We start from the raw sequence: 14,189 nt of genomic DNA on the forward strand, positions 1-14,189 counted from the left end.
GATGGAGGACGAACTATTATCCTCATGGCTTGTTCGCAACGCGTTCGCACATTACTGCCCGCCACTGGTGTTGACCGGTCATCTCTGGCCCCGCTGGAGATGCTGGACGGTGGACATCGACCGGGGGCTGACGTTGGAGCATGCGCAGCGCCTATCAAAAGCAGGGGGCCTTTCAGAGTCCGAGATCGCTTCGTGTACCTTGCGGAATATTGCACACGATATTTCGCCTTGGTTGATTGATAAGGCAGCTATCTGGCCTTGGATTCTTAGCGTGGGCCAGCGTAATCGCCGCCATGCCGGAGGGCTTCAGTGCTGTCCGCTTTGTCTTGAGGAGGGGATTCCTTACTATCGATTGTCATGGCGGTTGGCATGGCATACCTGCTGCGAAAAGCATTTGGTAAGCCTCATGGACAGTTGCCCATTTTGCGGCGTCCCTCTTCAACCCCATCGTATCGAATTGATAGGTGCCGACTTGGCAAAGTGCTTTTGCTGTGGTCAGCGGTTACTCCCAGAACTTGAAACTTTGAGCTTCGAGCCTGCTGCGTTAGCTTTCCAAATTGAGGCTGATGACTGTCTGGGCGGTGACTCACGCATGTCCGGCGAGTTTGGTGAGCCACCACAGTGGTTTTACCATTCGCGCTTTGTGTGGGGCATGCTACGCGCCTCTGCAAACCGGAGTACGCGCGCGGCAAGCCGGTTTCGCGAGTATTTTGGGATAGGAGACTTGAGAGCTCCGATATCCGGTCTCCCTATGGAGATGCTTCCAGTCTCCGAGCGTATGAGATTTTTGAGTGCCGTTTGGAAAGTCATGGCATTTGAACCTGGTGCTATTTATGACGCCATCCTGGAAAGCTCGTTGACCCGCACTGCTACGTGTCTGCCCGTTGGTGAATGCCCAGCATCGTTGCGAACAGTGATTGACTCACTGCCCCTGGCACGGCCTTACACAAAAACTCATCCACCTACGACGAAGCAAGCTACGTCGCGAGCTGTAGTGATGAAAAAGTGGTCTCGACTAAAGAGAAAAATTTTGCGCAATGGTTAATCCTGAAGTCGACTTGCCCTGCTGCGATGCCGCTGGCTGCGGCCGAAGAATGATAAAAGCTAAAAAGGTTCATGATGGCCTGCGCTATTGCGAAACATGCTACGCCCGGCTGTTTAAAAAGCGCCTTTGTCCGGAATGCGGGGATAGCGCGCGCCTGCCCGTCTTTGACTTCACTGCCTCATGCACGAAATGCCGAAACAGTCGCCCATGTATTCGGTGTCATCGAGTCGGCCGCCCGGTTGGCAAGCTGACGATTGAAGGACCCGTGTGTAATTCCTGCTCTCACTACGTAAATGCGTCGGGGATCTGTGAGGTTTGTGGTGAGTTTCGGACACGGCTCGCCAACAGCGCCGTCGAAGGACATGTCCGCCGCTGCTGCACCCGCTGCGCAAGGACTACGTCTGCGACATGTTCAAAGTGTCGCCGCCACCGAATCTTGAGCAAAGTTGCGGATGGAAGCATGCAATGCAAGCTCTGCGCTGAGATGGGTGAGGTCGCTTGCAATTCCTGCAACCAGAGTATGCCTGCCGGACTGGGTAGCGAGTGTTTGGCGTGCTACTGGAAGAAGGCCGCGCATAAGCGACTGAGCATCGAGATTAAAGAGCGGCTTAGCAGTTTGCTGTATCAGGAGGAGTTCTATGCCTATGGCGTTTGGCTTATCGGTCAGGTCGGTGATAAAGAGGCGGCTCTGCTGGTCAACAAGCACATGGCATTCTTCGTTCAAATGGAGGAACGGTGGGATTTCTTGCCAGGCTACGAGCAAATGCTCAGCACGTTTGGTGCTGATTGGTTGCGTCGGGCCAAGTATCCGGTGAGATGGTTGATTGCACGCCACGGATTGGTGATTGATGAGACGCTAAAACAGCGAGCGACAGAGCAACGTCGGATCAATGAGATATTGACATCGGTTGGGCCGGGTTTGCCTCTGCAGATGCTGGCTGGCTACCGCGACGTCCTGCTCACTCGTGCCGCTGCACAGACCACTACCCTAAGATCCAGTCGGATTGCTCTTCGTAGCGCCGCAAACTTGCTAATACATTCCACGGCCCATGGGTCCAAACCGTCATCTAAGAGATTGCGAGAGTTATTGGTTAGGACGCCAGGGCTTGCAGCGTCCCTGAAGGGTTTCGTCACCTTCCTCAACGAAAGCTACAACCTGTCGATTCAGCTTCCCAATTACAGCGAAACGCAGAAGCTTAAGCGCAAAAAACAGGAACAGATGATTATCACCCTAGCCAGTCAGGCTCGAGAGGGGGAGGACGTTTCCAAGCAGTGGGTTCCTGCTGCGCTCAGGTATTTCCATGGCGTATCGAGGTTGAGGCAGTCAGACCTGAGTGTCCGTGATGACGTAGAGGGCTTACTGGTGACCGCCGATGGAACCGAGTACTGGATTCCATCCCCCACCATGGGGTTGACGCACCGTTGACTGCTTGAACGAACTACTCCAAAAACATACCCAGCTGTTGAAGTTTGCTCACGAGCACATTTTCGAAAATGATAGGTGGAGCATTCCGGTGGTGATCGAAAGTAGTATGGGGGTACTGAGACATGGTCTGTTTATAAATGCGCCCCATGTGCAAGCACACCGCTTTCAAAATGAGTCGGATCTCGTCCATCGCGGCGTCACCATTGTTTGGTAGTTCCACAATCAATCCCCGATATCTCTCCTTGTCAGGAGATGCGCTTTCAGAGGCTTCCCCCAATGGCCGATTACGCTGTGTCTCAAACAGGTAAAAGGTTCTCGTGCGGCAGGTCAGACGTATGATCAACGCACCTCGAAGGATCCGAGGTTTTTGGCGCATATACGTCCAGTCCTTGATGCCGATAGGTATGTCCTTTTCTGAGATGTGAGGTCTCAGTGGTTCGAATTCAGGAGTTCCTCCTTCGACAAATTCATCGGCGAAAGTGAACCATTCGACCTTTGCTATCGATGTTGGGTATTTGGTACCCAGACCGGTACAGCTTTTCCACATTTGTGCCAGGGCGCCGTGCAGAACGTGTTCTGGCGCATTGCCTTCGCCTTTTCCTATTCCCTTACCCGAGCCACGAGCGTCGCCGGTGGACAGCGGCTGGTGATTGTTTTGACCCGGAAGAGCGATACCGCGCTTCCCTGGGATCTTGGTGCGTACGGTCATCCGCCTGCGTTTTTTACCAAGACGCTTAAACGGTGGGTCATAAAAAATGGTAGCTGCATTGCTGTCTGGGGCTGCAGAGTCAATCAGATCCAGTTGCTGGTCGATTGGGATGTCCTTGGCTGACTTGGTGTAAATACGCTCGCCCGCCATGCCGCCTGTTGCGTCCGTACCCTGGCGCTCTATGACGATCAGATCCCCAGCGGGTTCGCTCATCCCTTTGACGTCCAACATCAAGAACGTCTCGGCGTCGATCCAAATGCCTTTTCCCTCTATCAGTGCCGAACCTTCAAACCAAGGGCCGGTATTAAGACAGGGAAGGGAGCCCTTTCTATTTTTTTGTTTATCAAATCCGACTCGCAAATCTTTGTAGAGCCGCTCGATGATGCTTTTCGTATAATCATCGTAAAGCGCGTGATGCAGCAAGACCGCTTCGCTGGATCTGACGTGATGATTGAGTCGAACGCTATTAGAGGCATTGTCCTCATCATCAAAGAAGAACCTTTTTTTCGCTTCTTTCCAAGGTGAACGAAGAAGCGTCCGTATGGTTTCCGTGCTCCTGCCATAGCCGCGCACAAAAAACTCTGTGCAGGGTACGAGGATTGTCAAATCGTCAGCGCTCTTCAATTCGACGAGCATGCTGCGCCTGTCCGCATAGTGAAGGTTCAATAAACGGACAAGCCCCACGTCCTCGGCGGACACCAAATTCCAATCGCCGCGACTGAAGGAGACCGTTCTCTGCGCCAAATACGCCAGTGCAAGATTTCCGACGCTCACTCCGCCCGACCAGACGCTGCCAAACCGCAAATTCCCAAGATGGGTCATGGCTGCCGGCACTCGCGCAACTTGGCCTAAAGTGTTGTCTGGAAGGAGTTCTCGAAAGAGTACCGAGTTGAGCGGAATGGTCCCTTCTTGCCGATTCTTTGAAAGCGCGCCGTACCACCATACGATCCAGCGCCCTTTCATTTGCTGCAGCTGTTTATCAAACCTGACTCGAGCAACGGAGGGGTTTGAGGGGCGTAAAACGAGGGGCGATGTGCTCTGCAGGTTCAAATAACCGTCCAATTGTTCAGCTCTTTTCCTTGAAAATTCCGACCTGTTGGGCAGCAGACGGGCGATTCTTATACCCATTAAATTTGTCCGTGCTTCAGCTAGAAACGCGGTTTGCAGCGGTTCCTTTCGCCATCCGGATGGGCCAAGAGGCTCGATCGTGTCTCTCAACGACAGGGAAGTTTGAATCCAACAAACCAATCTTTCTGACCACGGCTGACTATGGGGAATGACCGCATCGGCAGCGAGTCTCCTCCGCGCCACCGTTACCCTTCGAGCGAGAAGCATCGGATTGAGCCGAGCCGCATTTGAAGCTTTTTAAGCATGTTACCTATCCCGACGGTTCATTTCATTAGGCTTGGGCGCCCTGCACGATTGGATGTTGAGCTAGATGACGGCACATCGATGGGGGACGTAAAGTAGGATAGCTGGACTGCTTGATGGCATTTTGCTAGCGTGTTGTTCCTTCTTTTGCTCGGTAAATATCGAGCGCACTGCTGCTGAGCAAATCATGCGAGCAATACTGAGGCACAGGACTGGGATTGGCACTTTTTACATTGCCCAGGCAGCGAACGGCACTTTTCACCCTATCTTCGATCAGGTGAGTTTGGGCAGTTACCGGCGAATCACTCATACCATTGATGATTTGGTAAATGACGCAACCGATTCCGTGCTTCATCCCGACACATTTGAGCTGGTAGACACATCCGTGTTGGGCCTTCCAGATGATCCGGCTGAGTGGGAGCGACTGTAGCGACAGCGCAGTCGAGCTTTGCTGATATTGGATACTCAATGGCACGGTTTGGCCGCAAAAGATTGGTCAGCGTCAAAACCTGCACGACCAATCATGCGTGATATTTAGTAAAAATCAGAGTGACATATGGCGAATATGAAAAAAGTGGCGTTGTACGCGGGGATCGTTGGCGCACTGGCATCAGTTGGGACGTTGCTCTTGCCGACGAGTGCGTCCTCGCAGAGTACTACTGGCGTTAATAGCCCTGCGATCTCTGGCAACGGAAACAGCGTAAATTACGTTTCAGGATTTCCTGATCTGAAAACCATTCAGGCTCAGCGGCCAAACATCAGTGACGAACAATACGACGCGATCAAGACAGGAATGTCGTATCAACAGGTCTTGGACATTGTGAAGATTCCAGGGCGCGAGTCGTCCAGTAACGGCAATGTCCTCGTTTATACCTGGGGCAACGAGCTATACATCTACATGATGGTCACACTGATTGATGGGAAGGTTCACTCAAAGCACCGCTGACATAATCAATGGTGCCTTCACTGCTGAGGTTCAGCTCATTGAGCAGCGAGGATCAGAACGGCATCCCTTCGGTTGCTTGAACGAGCAGATCCTCTACCTGACGGAGTCCGACGGTAGTCGAGAGCAGATCAATCGGGCTTTTTCCCGAGAATTCAGATTTTGGTTTGGACAGCCAGCGCAAAGCCTTTTTAGTGTCGCCAAAAAAAAACTCGGCTAACGCAATGGCGTGTGCCAGCCGGAACAGATCATCACTTTCACTGGCGGTTAGTCGCTCGCCACTGGCCTGCTTCATTTTGAGCGATTGGAGGGGAACGATCGCCTCCAACGTACCAGGTGCAATCAGTCCTAGATGGCCCAGTGCCGTCAGGGCGGTTACCTCAAATCCGGCATCGATAATTTCGTGAATTTGCAGATCAGTTGCATCGGTGGGGATCCCGAGCAATACATTCATGCGGCTTCGATAGCTCTCATCGGCTTGAGCGCGTAAGACGTCAGTGCCTTTGGGGTATTCAGGCTCAAGAGAGCGGATCGGTGTCAGAGTGATCGTATCGCCGGCGATGTTGAGTGCCAAATTGTCCCCGACTCCCAGGCCCAATTCCTGCAACAGAACCGCTGGTAACTCGACGATGACATCGCCGCTGCCATCATTGGTTGCCAGTGGTTGAACAAACCAGCGTCCGTCATTCTCCATGTCATCCACCCGATAGGCCGTCAGCGAGAGAGGGTTCCATATGCTCGCGCGTGTAATGACTTCTGTCATGGAATAAAAGAGCCACGGCATGGTGCGAAGCATTAAATTGCGATAAGCGGTTCACTCGGTCGTCAACCGTAAAAAATATTTATCTTAATTATTCACTGATTGAAACAAGCTACCAGCCATGATTATGGATGATGTTAGCTTTATACAAATTGCCGTAATTGATCTGTAATAATTTAATGTTGTGTTTTGGCATGGTTAAGGGTGTTGAATAATTGGCAATTGAATAAAGGTGGTATGGCATTCTGCCTTTACTCTGTGGTATTGCTAAAAATTCAATCGACTCGCAAAGGGAAATGCTTATGTCTGGTTCCGGTGGTAGCTACCTGGGTCCCTCCACGCCGACCACTTCCTGTACGGCTCTCCAGTTCGATACGCAGCTTGCCTCGCCGAAGGCGCCGGTAGTCGCGCAGCTGAGTGTCGGCGACATCCTCGACATCGTGTTTGCGCTGCCGGGCAATCAGCAGATTGTTTCTGCGTTGTGGAATGGGGCTGAGGCGGGAGGAATTGTCGATCCTCACTTAAATCAACTGCGCAATTGCATGAGTCAGGGCGAACAATACATTGCGCGCGTGTTGCGCCTTGGCGGCGGGCAGGTGCGCGTTCGAGTTTATCACGTCTAATTTCAGAGCAAGGAGAGCTCCATGATCACCATCGTGGGAGGTGTTTACCGCGAGCGTTGCATGCGCCCAGCGTGGGATGATGTTTTTGGGTCCGCCGGGCGGGCGGCTACCGCAATCGCACGTTTCGGCGGACAGGCTGAGTTGCAAGCCTATGTCGATAGCAGCAGCCAAATCGTCATGGGTGCCCGCGCCGGCGCAGAAGGTTTTCAGTTCAACGCTGCCGGCATCCAGGCGGGGGTGACCTTCGAATACATTCATGGGCTCGCCACTCCGGATATTCGGCGTGAGGCTCCGCTCAGCTCAGTGTTGCAGGCCAGCGCTGAGAAGGTCCTGCGCTTCGGCATGATCGATGGGACGGCTATCGTTGACGCTAAGTACGCTGTGTTTGACCCGCAGAATGCCGAAGGGCCTGAGTCCTTTAGAGCAAACGGCTCCAAAGCTGAGCACCTGGCATTGGTGCTGAACCGTCATGAAGCTCACCTGCTGGTTTCTGGTTCTCGTGGGCTGTCTGCGCAGGAGCTAGCCATTACGCTTGCAGCCCAAGAGGGCGCACAGGTGGTTGTCATCAAGATGGGGCCTTTAGGGGCGTTGATATATGACAACGGTGCGATCTCCACCGTCCCCGCGTACCGGACCGACCGGGTGTGGAAAATTGGCTCTGGAGACACGTTCGCTGCTCACTTTGCGCTTGGCTGGATGGACAACAACCTTTCGGCTCATGACGCTGCTGCTCTCGCTTCGACTGCGACGGCCTTCTATTGCCAGAATCAAGGATTTCCCGACCCTGTCTTGCTCGCCGGCTTCCATCCGCAGCCGCTGCAACCTTCTTTGCAGTATTGCGAAGGGCGTATCCCCAGGGTCTATCTTGCGGGCCCATTCTTCACGCTCGCGCAGTTGTGGATGGTTGGCCAGGCCCGTAGAGATTTACTGGCGATGGGATTGGAGGTTTTTTCTCCCTATCACGATGTGGGTCTTGGTTCAGCCGAGGATGTGGTGGAGAAGGATCTGGAAGGAGTGCGTGATTGTGATGTCTTGTTTGCGATCGGTGATGGGCTCGATTCGGGCACGATTTACGAGATCGGCTACGCCCGGGCTTTGGGTAAGCCTGTTGTTTTCTACGCTGAGAACGAGTCCAAGCAGGACGTGAAAATGATGGAAGGGTCAGATTGCCATATCACCGATGATTACGTCAGCGCGATCTATCAGACGGTCTGGGAGGCGGTGGTGCTATGAAGACGGGACTTTTGCTGTCTGGTGGTATGGATTCTCTGACGCTGGCCTGGTGGAAGCGTCCCGACATCGCATTCACTCTGAACTACGGCCAGCTAGCAGCACAGGCTGAAATCCAAGCATCAAGGACGATCTGTCAGGAGCTTGAGATTGCTCACCACGTGATCGAAGTCGATTGCCGCCAGTTGGGGTCGGGAGACATGGCGGGCAGTCAGGCTGATAACCTGGCTCCCGCTTCTGATTGGTGGCCATACAGGAACCAGATGCTGGTTACCTTGGCGGCGATGAAGGCTATCTCGTTCGGTGTAACGCATCTGTGGATCGGTACAGTGAAGTCAGATGGCTTTCACAGGGATGGCTCCCCTGAGTTCATGTCGGCGATCAGTCATTTGCTTTCTCTGCAGGAGGGCGCGATGGTGGTAGAAGCGCCTGCCATTGAACTGTCCACTGCGCAGCTCGTGCGTCAGTCTGGAATTCCTCCAGTAATGTTGGCGTGGGCCCACAGTTGCCATAAATCGCACGTGGCCTGCGGCAACTGTCGAGGCTGTAACAAGTACATGGAGGTGTTTCAGGAGGTGGGGTATGACTTGGATCGACCTGGGTGATCCTCTACCTAGACCTTCACCTGAGCAGTATCGGCCCATTGATTGGGAGGTGGGAGAGGTCTTCCAGCTTCCGATCTGCTCAAGTGGATTGACCCTGGCGTTCGGTGAGGTGTTGGACGCACGCGTTTCGCGACGCGACTTCGGCGTTGTGAACGACTCACAGCTTAGCGCATTTCTTTGGCATACCTGCAGAACACGTTGGGTGGGAGCGTCGGAGTTGGGTTTTGATCTTGAGCATCGGGCATCACCCTCGGCGGGAGCTATTCATCCGATACATGTAGTCCTGAAGCGCCCAGGGTGTGGGCGGTGGTGGTTGTACCAGCCCAGGTCTCACGAGTTGCGCGAGCTCAAACATGGTGACGGTAAGCTGGCAGGGCTTTACGAGCAAAGTTTGAAGGTATTGGAAGGGGATGATGCGGTTCGCATCCTCTTCTTGGCTGAGCCCGGGAAAACCCTGGGGAAGTATCAGGACGGTTGCAGTCTTGTCTGGCGCGATGCGGGCGCGCTACTGGCCGTGATGGCGCTCACCGCGACAGCCCAGGGTCTGAATTTCTGTCCGCTGGGTATCACTGGTGAGCCCTGGGCCAGCGCGTTAGCCGATCAAGGAAAGCTGGCCGGAGTGGGTCTTGCTCTTCTTGGTACGGCTGCGGGAGCCTGAGTCGGGTGCATGGTGCCCCGTACCCATGATGCTCTGCACGGTGGCGGGGGAGGACATCATTTCCAGCCACATCAGAGCATCCAGTTCTGATGCTCTGACGCCAAGTCCTTTGCTGAAGCGGATAAACTGCTCTTCAAGCTGGAGATAGTGGCGTTCGACAGTTAGGTTGCTTTCAAAAAATCTGCCCAGCAAACCGGCCCTCAGAATGTGAATGTCGAGGATGGCCACGTCATCCGCATCCAGCCAGTTGCGGGCAACCCATGACGCGGTTTTGTAGCCGATCCCCGGAACGTCCAGTAACCAGTTGCGCAGCGCCTTGCCCGTACCAAGTGGTGGGTGTTCCACGGACAGTTTCTGGAGGGCTGCGCAGAGATAGCGAGCCTTCTGTTTGGCGAATCGGTACCGAACAAAGCGACCTTCGATGGCCAGGGGCTCTCTCAGCCACTCGAGCAGGGTTTCCTCTGTCGGAGGTTGCTCACCGAAAGCACCGCGTTCTTTGACGTGGTGAAAGGCAGCCAAGCCAACGCTGGCAGGGATGCCATGGCCGCCTAGCAGGCAGGCTCCGACTTCCTCTTTCAGGGTCGCTCCGAGCTTGTAGTTGATTCGATCGCCCGTCAGGCGGCGGGCATATACCTGATAGGCCCAATATGCCGGCGTCGGGAACGCTTCCATAGCTCCCCAAGGAACGCCTGGAATTACTTCTTCGTCTGCTGTCGGCAGTTCAACGTTGAAGACCACTTGGTCCATGAAAATAGCGCCCAGTTGCATCAGGCGGCCTCCTCGGCATTGCCGTAGTGATCCTGCATCCATTGCAGTAGCTCGTGTCGCTCAATGGGGTTCAGGCTCTCGATGCGATTACGAAGTCTGGATTGTCGACGCTGAATGGTTTGACGGTCCCGAAATGTCTCACCGATGTATCGGCTATCGTGCAGGCGGTCGGCTGGCTCGAAGTTCATCCATACCGTTTCCTCTCGCACTTCAACATGAGTCTTGGCTGGAAAACTCACCTTGCGCCATCCGTCGAGCTCACGGTTGTAGAGATCACAGTCATAGCCCGAAAGCATCACTTTGCAAGGTAACGCGACCAGGCAGCGTAGCAAGCGCATGTGATCCTCCTCCGTGTAATCGCAACGATAGACCTTCTCTCGGCGACGTGTTTCCGGCATGTAGGGAGGGTCGACGTACACCAGCTCCTCGCCTTCAAACGGATAGCTTTGCAGAAACGTCAAGGCATCGGTCTGATGCAGCTCACATGTGCCGGGATGCTCCGTCTGCCATAGCTCAATAACTTTGGCGTCCAAATCCAGACCAATATTCCGTTGCGCTGCTTTCTTGTTGCGCATGACGGCCCCGCCACCAAGGTGGGATTCGATGTATGTCTGATGCGGTGGCATCAGGTTGATCAAGCGCTGATAGCACTTGCCTTTTCCGCCTGGATATCTCATGTACCCAGCATCGTCAGAAATGACGATGATGTCAATGACGAGGCGCTGAGCGGTCTCAAGCGCAAAAATCAGTAGTGCTCTGAAACGTAAAAAGGCCCCGAAGGACCTTTATGTAGCAAGCGGTTGTCACTGCGTCAGCGTGTATTTGCAGTCTTGGCAGGCGACGTTTGCGCTGGAGTGGCGGCTAAGGGTGCAGCGGGAGTGCTGGGTTGTGTTGCTGCTACTGTAGGTTCGGTAGTCTTGTCTGTCTTGTAGTAAGCCAAGGGGGCGTAGATCGCAGCGATCACGCAGGCAACGCAAGAAATTGCTGTAAGCCACGTAACGAGGGACTTGTTGCTCTGTCGTTTGAGTGCCTTGAGCAGGTCCTCGCGGTAAAGATCCAGCTTCTTCTGAGCTTTGCGCAGATTTTCGAGGTGCTCGGAGCATTTCTCGTAATAGGCTTCTCGCTCCTCCGGAGCGCGCGGCTCTAGGATCAAGTCCCTGGCGTCGTTGGCCTCTTCCTTGATCTTGCGATAGTCAGGAATCGTTTCACTGATGATCAGCAAGCGAAAATCGTCTTGGAATTTCGCGATGACTTCCAGCTGGTGCGTGACCCCGGCTTCCACGGCGTCATAGATCGCCCGCTTGCAGTGGCTTTCGGCCTTGCTCAGCTGTTCTTCGGCTTTATCACCGCCCGCCAGAAACTGGGACATGTGAAAGCCGGCGTATCGCAGTTCGTTGATGGCGGGAATCGAAAGCGCCTGGTTGAGATTCTCAACCAGTTTGATTTTCTCTTCGGCCAGCCGGAATAGGCGCACGAGCTCAGTTGCTTGCGTGCGCGACTCCAGCTCCTGCGCAGCAGGAAGGGTAAGAATAGTCACGGGGCAGGTTTTCTCAGAACGCGTGTTGAGCAAGCTTTTGCTTGCGGATTTCTAGCTGTTCCGAAGTAAGGTATCGGCCACGCTGAAGATTCACATTACCGCGAGCGTACGAGCACACGATGTTGTGAGCAGCAATGTCTGCCGCTTCCTTGGAGGATTTAGCGGGTATTGCAACCCGTGAAGGGAAAAGCGCTCTCAAGAGCTTCTGGAACCACATCCTATGATCCTTCATCTGTGACTTGCCTTATTGCGCCTGCCTTGGAGCGGCAAAGTCAGCGGTTCAAAATAAGACCTCAAAGGGTCTGCTTGTGATGATGCTTGGTGATCATCGTGTTTCGAAAAAAGCGCGCGAATTATAGAGATTGCGCAGCGCTATTTCTACCACTTTATGAAGTCATAGTGCCATTATTGTGGCACCACTATTCATGCATACCATGATCTATCTCGTTTGAGTTCATGCGTCAACACGACTCTATGTATGCCCCTCTTTGAATGACGCTCTCTTTAGAGGGTAGCTAAGCCCTGAGGTTCCTTCGGGAGTGCTGCCTACCGGGCTTTGAGTCTGTGCGTGACGTCTCTGACATTAGCTGATCGGTGACGAGTTGGAACCTGGTCGCTCGTATTAATTCGATGCGGTTTGTTTCAGTAGTCACCGTCGAATGGATGATTTTTTGAGATTGCCGTTCGTCGGGAATGCGCTCGCGCTTTGCGTACCAGCGCATATGCAATATGCCGTGCTGATCGATGAGGGCCGTTCAGGTGATTTCTGAACGGCCTTTTGGTCTGTGTTTAAGGCGTCTGGTTGCTAAGCGACTTCGACATCCGTATCTGCCGCATTCAATAGCATTTCCAATGCTTCGTAACCCTCATCGCGCCGCATCAGGAAGCCAACGATATCTTCCGCGTTAAAAGTGAATGGCTCGGTAATCAAGACTGTTCTGAAGAACGTGTTGGCGAGAACGATGCCTCCCTGGTTTAGAAATCTTTGTTCGTTCTCGCCGGTGAGTTGCTCAAAGAAAACCGACAACAGTGCAGTGGCGAGCGGGCGCATGTCGATTGATGAGGAGGATAGCTCCCAGTGCCAACGCCCCTTGGTTGGGCAGAACGTTGGGCCGTCATCGTTGAGCATGTAGTTCCAGTTATCGCTTTCCCACATCCACTGCGGCGCGAGCAATAGTTGGGGTGCTGCATCTTCTCGATAAACCATCACCTCGTGGGTGCGGCCATTGCCCCAGATCGTCACTGGGCGCTCGCGCAGGAAGTTCAGCGCACGCTGGCGTAATTTGAAGGCGGCCAGTTGGGCGTTGATGCCTTTTTGTACCTTTGCTGGTGTCATCCCTTCGGCAACACTCATTACGGCCATTCCGAGATCGATGTTCAGTTGGTGTAAAGGCTGCAGATTCAGGTATAGGCGACCAGCCAAAGGCTCAGGAAGTTTGTCGGTGCATCCGCTTTCAAGAATGAGCGGGACGATCCGTACTCCAGGCTCGTCGGCAATCCTGGTCAGCATCTGCAGCTCGCGATAGAGTCCTGAGCCCTCTTGGTGGGCCGCCCTTACATAATCCTGATCGCATAGGCAGAGGATCAGTATCGGACGCTTGGACAGCGCCTGAGAAATAACGCCGTCGATCGATTCGCCATAGGCAATGCTGTCTCGATCCCAAAATACGTCGTGGTTCCAGTCCAAATTGCTAACGATGCGCTGACGTACCCATTCCTTGTTTTCTAATCCAGTGCCCCATGCGTAGGAGATGAAGATCGAGCCGCAGTTTTCGACTTCTGTCATTTTTTACTCTTTGGGATGTATTGAGGGCGGCACCAACCAAGCCGCCTGACTGGATTGACGGCAGTGGAACCAGCATCAATGAAGGGAACCCTACTTGGAAAAAATAAGGTCAGCTATCGACGTCCTAGAGCGCTTGAGGCATGCAGTGCTCAAGTGGGAGAGGGAGTAGATGCCCTGTCTCTTGCATTCGAAGGGATTTGTAGATGTGGTTAGCAACATTCTAAATCGTTGTTAGCAACGATTTAGAATGGGGTATACTCAAAATATGAGATTTGTACCTGCCCAAGCCAAAGAAGCCATCGGAATTTCCGAGGAGACATTCCGACATTGGCGACAGACACTAGCGCCTCTAAAAGGGAAGCGTGGTTACGGCCCTTGTTTTTCCTCAGGCGATCTACTCTCGCTTAAGGTCGTGGCTCAACTGCATGCGCTGGGTATTCAAGTGCGTCATGTCGCTCCCCATGCTGAAGCTTTGTTCCAGAGCTGCTCTCAAGTTGCATGGTTTGGTCTTGAGGACAAGGCAATTGTTTTCGATGGCGAGTCCATTGAGTTAACGAGCGTAGCTGCGGATCCGAAATGGGATAAACGTCCTCGCATCGTTATTCCGCTTAGCCCGTTGATCTCTGAGCTTCACAAATGCCTCTCCGTTGAAGAAGCGAGCCCTCAATCCAATCTAGTGTTTCCTCCTCTCGAAGTGTTGAAGGGGAGGCCGGCGTGATGTCACAACA

14 protein-coding genes are annotated in these 14,189 nt (G+C 53.6%); 8 read left to right on the top strand and 6 right to left on the bottom strand.

The features are described 5' to 3' along the window. Position 1: 1 nt before the first annotated feature. Both AC4IHP_RS01635 and AC4IHP_RS01640 read left to right on the top strand, forming a co-directional pair. A complete protein-coding gene (locus AC4IHP_RS01635; protein WP_490830791.1) occupies positions 2–1,045 on the top strand; it encodes a TniQ family protein in 1,044 nt (347 codons plus the stop codon). 460 nt (positions 1,046–1,505) lie between these two features. After that, positions 1,506–2,471, top strand: coding sequence for a hypothetical protein (locus AC4IHP_RS01640; RefSeq protein ID WP_490830715.1), 966 nt, complete (start codon positions 1,506–1,508; stop codon positions 2,469–2,471). Between the two features lie 13 nt (positions 2,472–2,484). Here AC4IHP_RS01640 and AC4IHP_RS01645 read toward each other — a convergent pair whose 3' ends face one another. Continuing rightward, positions 2,485–4,308: a hypothetical protein gene (locus AC4IHP_RS01645; RefSeq protein ID WP_490830716.1), complete on the bottom strand. Its 1,824-nt coding sequence runs from the start codon at positions 4,306–4,308 to the stop codon at positions 2,485–2,487. A 799-nt stretch (positions 4,309–5,107) separates the two neighbouring features. Between AC4IHP_RS01645 and AC4IHP_RS01650 the strand changes: the two genes are divergently transcribed. After that, on the top strand, positions 5,108–5,497 hold the full coding sequence (locus AC4IHP_RS01650) for a hypothetical protein (RefSeq protein ID WP_490830717.1): 390 nt from the start codon (positions 5,108–5,110) through the stop codon (positions 5,495–5,497). A gap of 52 nt (positions 5,498–5,549) precedes the next feature. On the opposite strand, the gene AC4IHP_RS01655 is transcribed toward AC4IHP_RS01650, so the two are convergent. Then, the gene (locus tag AC4IHP_RS01655) at positions 5,550–6,257 is read right to left on the bottom strand and encodes an antitoxin Xre/MbcA/ParS toxin-binding domain-containing protein (RefSeq protein ID WP_490830718.1); all 708 of its coding nucleotides are present in this window, start codon (positions 6,255–6,257) and stop codon (positions 5,550–5,552) included. Positions 6,258–6,556: 299 nt separating this feature from the next. On the opposite strand from AC4IHP_RS01655, the gene AC4IHP_RS01660 reads away from it, so the two are divergent. The 4 genes from AC4IHP_RS01660 to AC4IHP_RS01675 are packed head-to-tail and all read left to right on the top strand — an operon-like array spanning position 6,557 to position 9,370. Further along, complete coding sequence (locus AC4IHP_RS01660; protein ID WP_490830719.1) at positions 6,557–6,877, top strand: hypothetical protein; 321 nt, start codon at positions 6,557–6,559, stop codon at positions 6,875–6,877. 21 nt (positions 6,878–6,898) lie between these two features. Next, positions 6,899–8,110 (top strand): PfkB family carbohydrate kinase, encoded by a 1,212-nt coding sequence (locus AC4IHP_RS01665; protein ID WP_490830720.1) that lies wholly within the window; start codon positions 6,899–6,901, stop codon positions 8,108–8,110. Continuing rightward, positions 8,107–8,712, top strand: a complete 606-nt coding sequence (locus AC4IHP_RS01670; RefSeq protein WP_490830721.1) for a 7-cyano-7-deazaguanine synthase — start codon at positions 8,107–8,109, stop codon at positions 8,710–8,712. Before AC4IHP_RS01665 ends, AC4IHP_RS01670 begins: the two co-directional genes overlap by 4 nt. Then, positions 8,690–9,370 (top strand): nitroreductase family protein, encoded by a 681-nt coding sequence (locus AC4IHP_RS01675; RefSeq protein ID WP_490830722.1) that lies wholly within the window; start codon positions 8,690–8,692, stop codon positions 9,368–9,370. The genes AC4IHP_RS01670 and AC4IHP_RS01675 overlap by 23 nt, the downstream gene beginning before the upstream one ends. Here the strand turns inward: AC4IHP_RS01675 and AC4IHP_RS01680 are convergent. The 4 genes from AC4IHP_RS01680 to AC4IHP_RS01695 form a co-directional block, all read right to left on the bottom strand. Then, a complete protein-coding gene (locus tag AC4IHP_RS01680; RefSeq protein ID WP_490830723.1) occupies positions 9,305–10,138 on the bottom strand; it encodes an 8-oxoguanine DNA glycosylase in 834 nt (277 codons plus the stop codon). The two genes, AC4IHP_RS01675 and AC4IHP_RS01680, sit on opposite strands and share 66 nt — an antisense overlap. Then, complete coding sequence (locus tag AC4IHP_RS01685) at positions 10,138–10,815, bottom strand: DNA adenine methylase (RefSeq protein ID WP_490830724.1); 678 nt, start codon at positions 10,813–10,815, stop codon at positions 10,138–10,140. Before AC4IHP_RS01685 ends, AC4IHP_RS01680 begins: the two co-directional genes overlap by 1 nt. A gap of 134 nt (positions 10,816–10,949) precedes the next feature. Then, positions 10,950–11,675, bottom strand: coding sequence for a hypothetical protein (locus tag AC4IHP_RS01690; RefSeq protein ID WP_490830725.1), 726 nt, complete (start codon positions 11,673–11,675; stop codon positions 10,950–10,952). Positions 11,676–12,480: 805 nt separating this feature from the next. Next, entirely contained in the window at positions 12,481–13,461 is a 981-nt protein-coding gene (locus AC4IHP_RS01695; protein WP_490830726.1) for a toll/interleukin-1 receptor domain-containing protein, read from the bottom strand. A gap of 247 nt (positions 13,462–13,708) precedes the next feature. Between AC4IHP_RS01695 and AC4IHP_RS01700 the strand changes: the two genes are divergently transcribed. Then, positions 13,709–14,179 carry a hypothetical protein gene (locus AC4IHP_RS01700; protein WP_490830727.1) on the top strand — a complete coding sequence of 157 codons (471 nt, stop codon included), beginning with the start codon at positions 13,709–13,711 and terminating at the stop codon, positions 14,177–14,179. Positions 14,180–14,189: the final 10 nt, after the last annotated feature.

The organism is Pseudomonas sp. UF-293, assembly GCF_058245595.1.

Coding starts and splice junctions, on each gene's coding strand:
- AC4IHP_RS01640 (WP_490830715.1), top strand. CDS start 1,506: ATGCAATGCAAGCTCTGCGCTGAGATGGGTGAGGTCGCTTGCAATTCC.
- AC4IHP_RS01700 (WP_490830727.1), top strand. CDS start 13,709: ATGGGGTATACTCAAAATATGAGATTTGTACCTGCCCAAGCCAAAGAA.
- AC4IHP_RS01665 (WP_490830720.1), top strand. CDS start 6,899: ATGATCACCATCGTGGGAGGTGTTTACCGCGAGCGTTGCATGCGCCCA.
- AC4IHP_RS01645 (WP_490830716.1), bottom strand. CDS start 4,308: ATGGGTATAAGAATCGCCCGTCTGCTGCCCAACAGGTCGGAATTTTCA.
- AC4IHP_RS01650 (WP_490830717.1), top strand. CDS start 5,108: ATGGCGAATATGAAAAAAGTGGCGTTGTACGCGGGGATCGTTGGCGCA.
- AC4IHP_RS01675 (WP_490830722.1), top strand. CDS start 8,690: ATGACTTGGATCGACCTGGGTGATCCTCTACCTAGACCTTCACCTGAG.
- AC4IHP_RS01685 (WP_490830724.1), bottom strand. CDS start 10,815: ATGAGATATCCAGGCGGAAAAGGCAAGTGCTATCAGCGCTTGATCAAC.
- AC4IHP_RS01660 (WP_490830719.1), top strand. CDS start 6,557: ATGTCTGGTTCCGGTGGTAGCTACCTGGGTCCCTCCACGCCGACCACT.
- AC4IHP_RS01695 (WP_490830726.1), bottom strand. CDS start 13,461: ATGACAGAAGTCGAAAACTGCGGCTCGATCTTCATCTCCTACGCATGG.
- AC4IHP_RS01670 (WP_490830721.1), top strand. CDS start 8,107: ATGAAGACGGGACTTTTGCTGTCTGGTGGTATGGATTCTCTGACGCTG.
- AC4IHP_RS01635 (WP_490830791.1), top strand. CDS start 2: ATGGAGGACGAACTATTATCCTCATGGCTTGTTCGCAACGCGTTCGCA.
- AC4IHP_RS01655 (WP_490830718.1), bottom strand. CDS start 6,257: ATGACAGAAGTCATTACACGCGCGAGCATATGGAACCCTCTCTCGCTG.
- AC4IHP_RS01680 (WP_490830723.1), bottom strand. CDS start 10,138: ATGCAACTGGGCGCTATTTTCATGGACCAAGTGGTCTTCAACGTTGAA.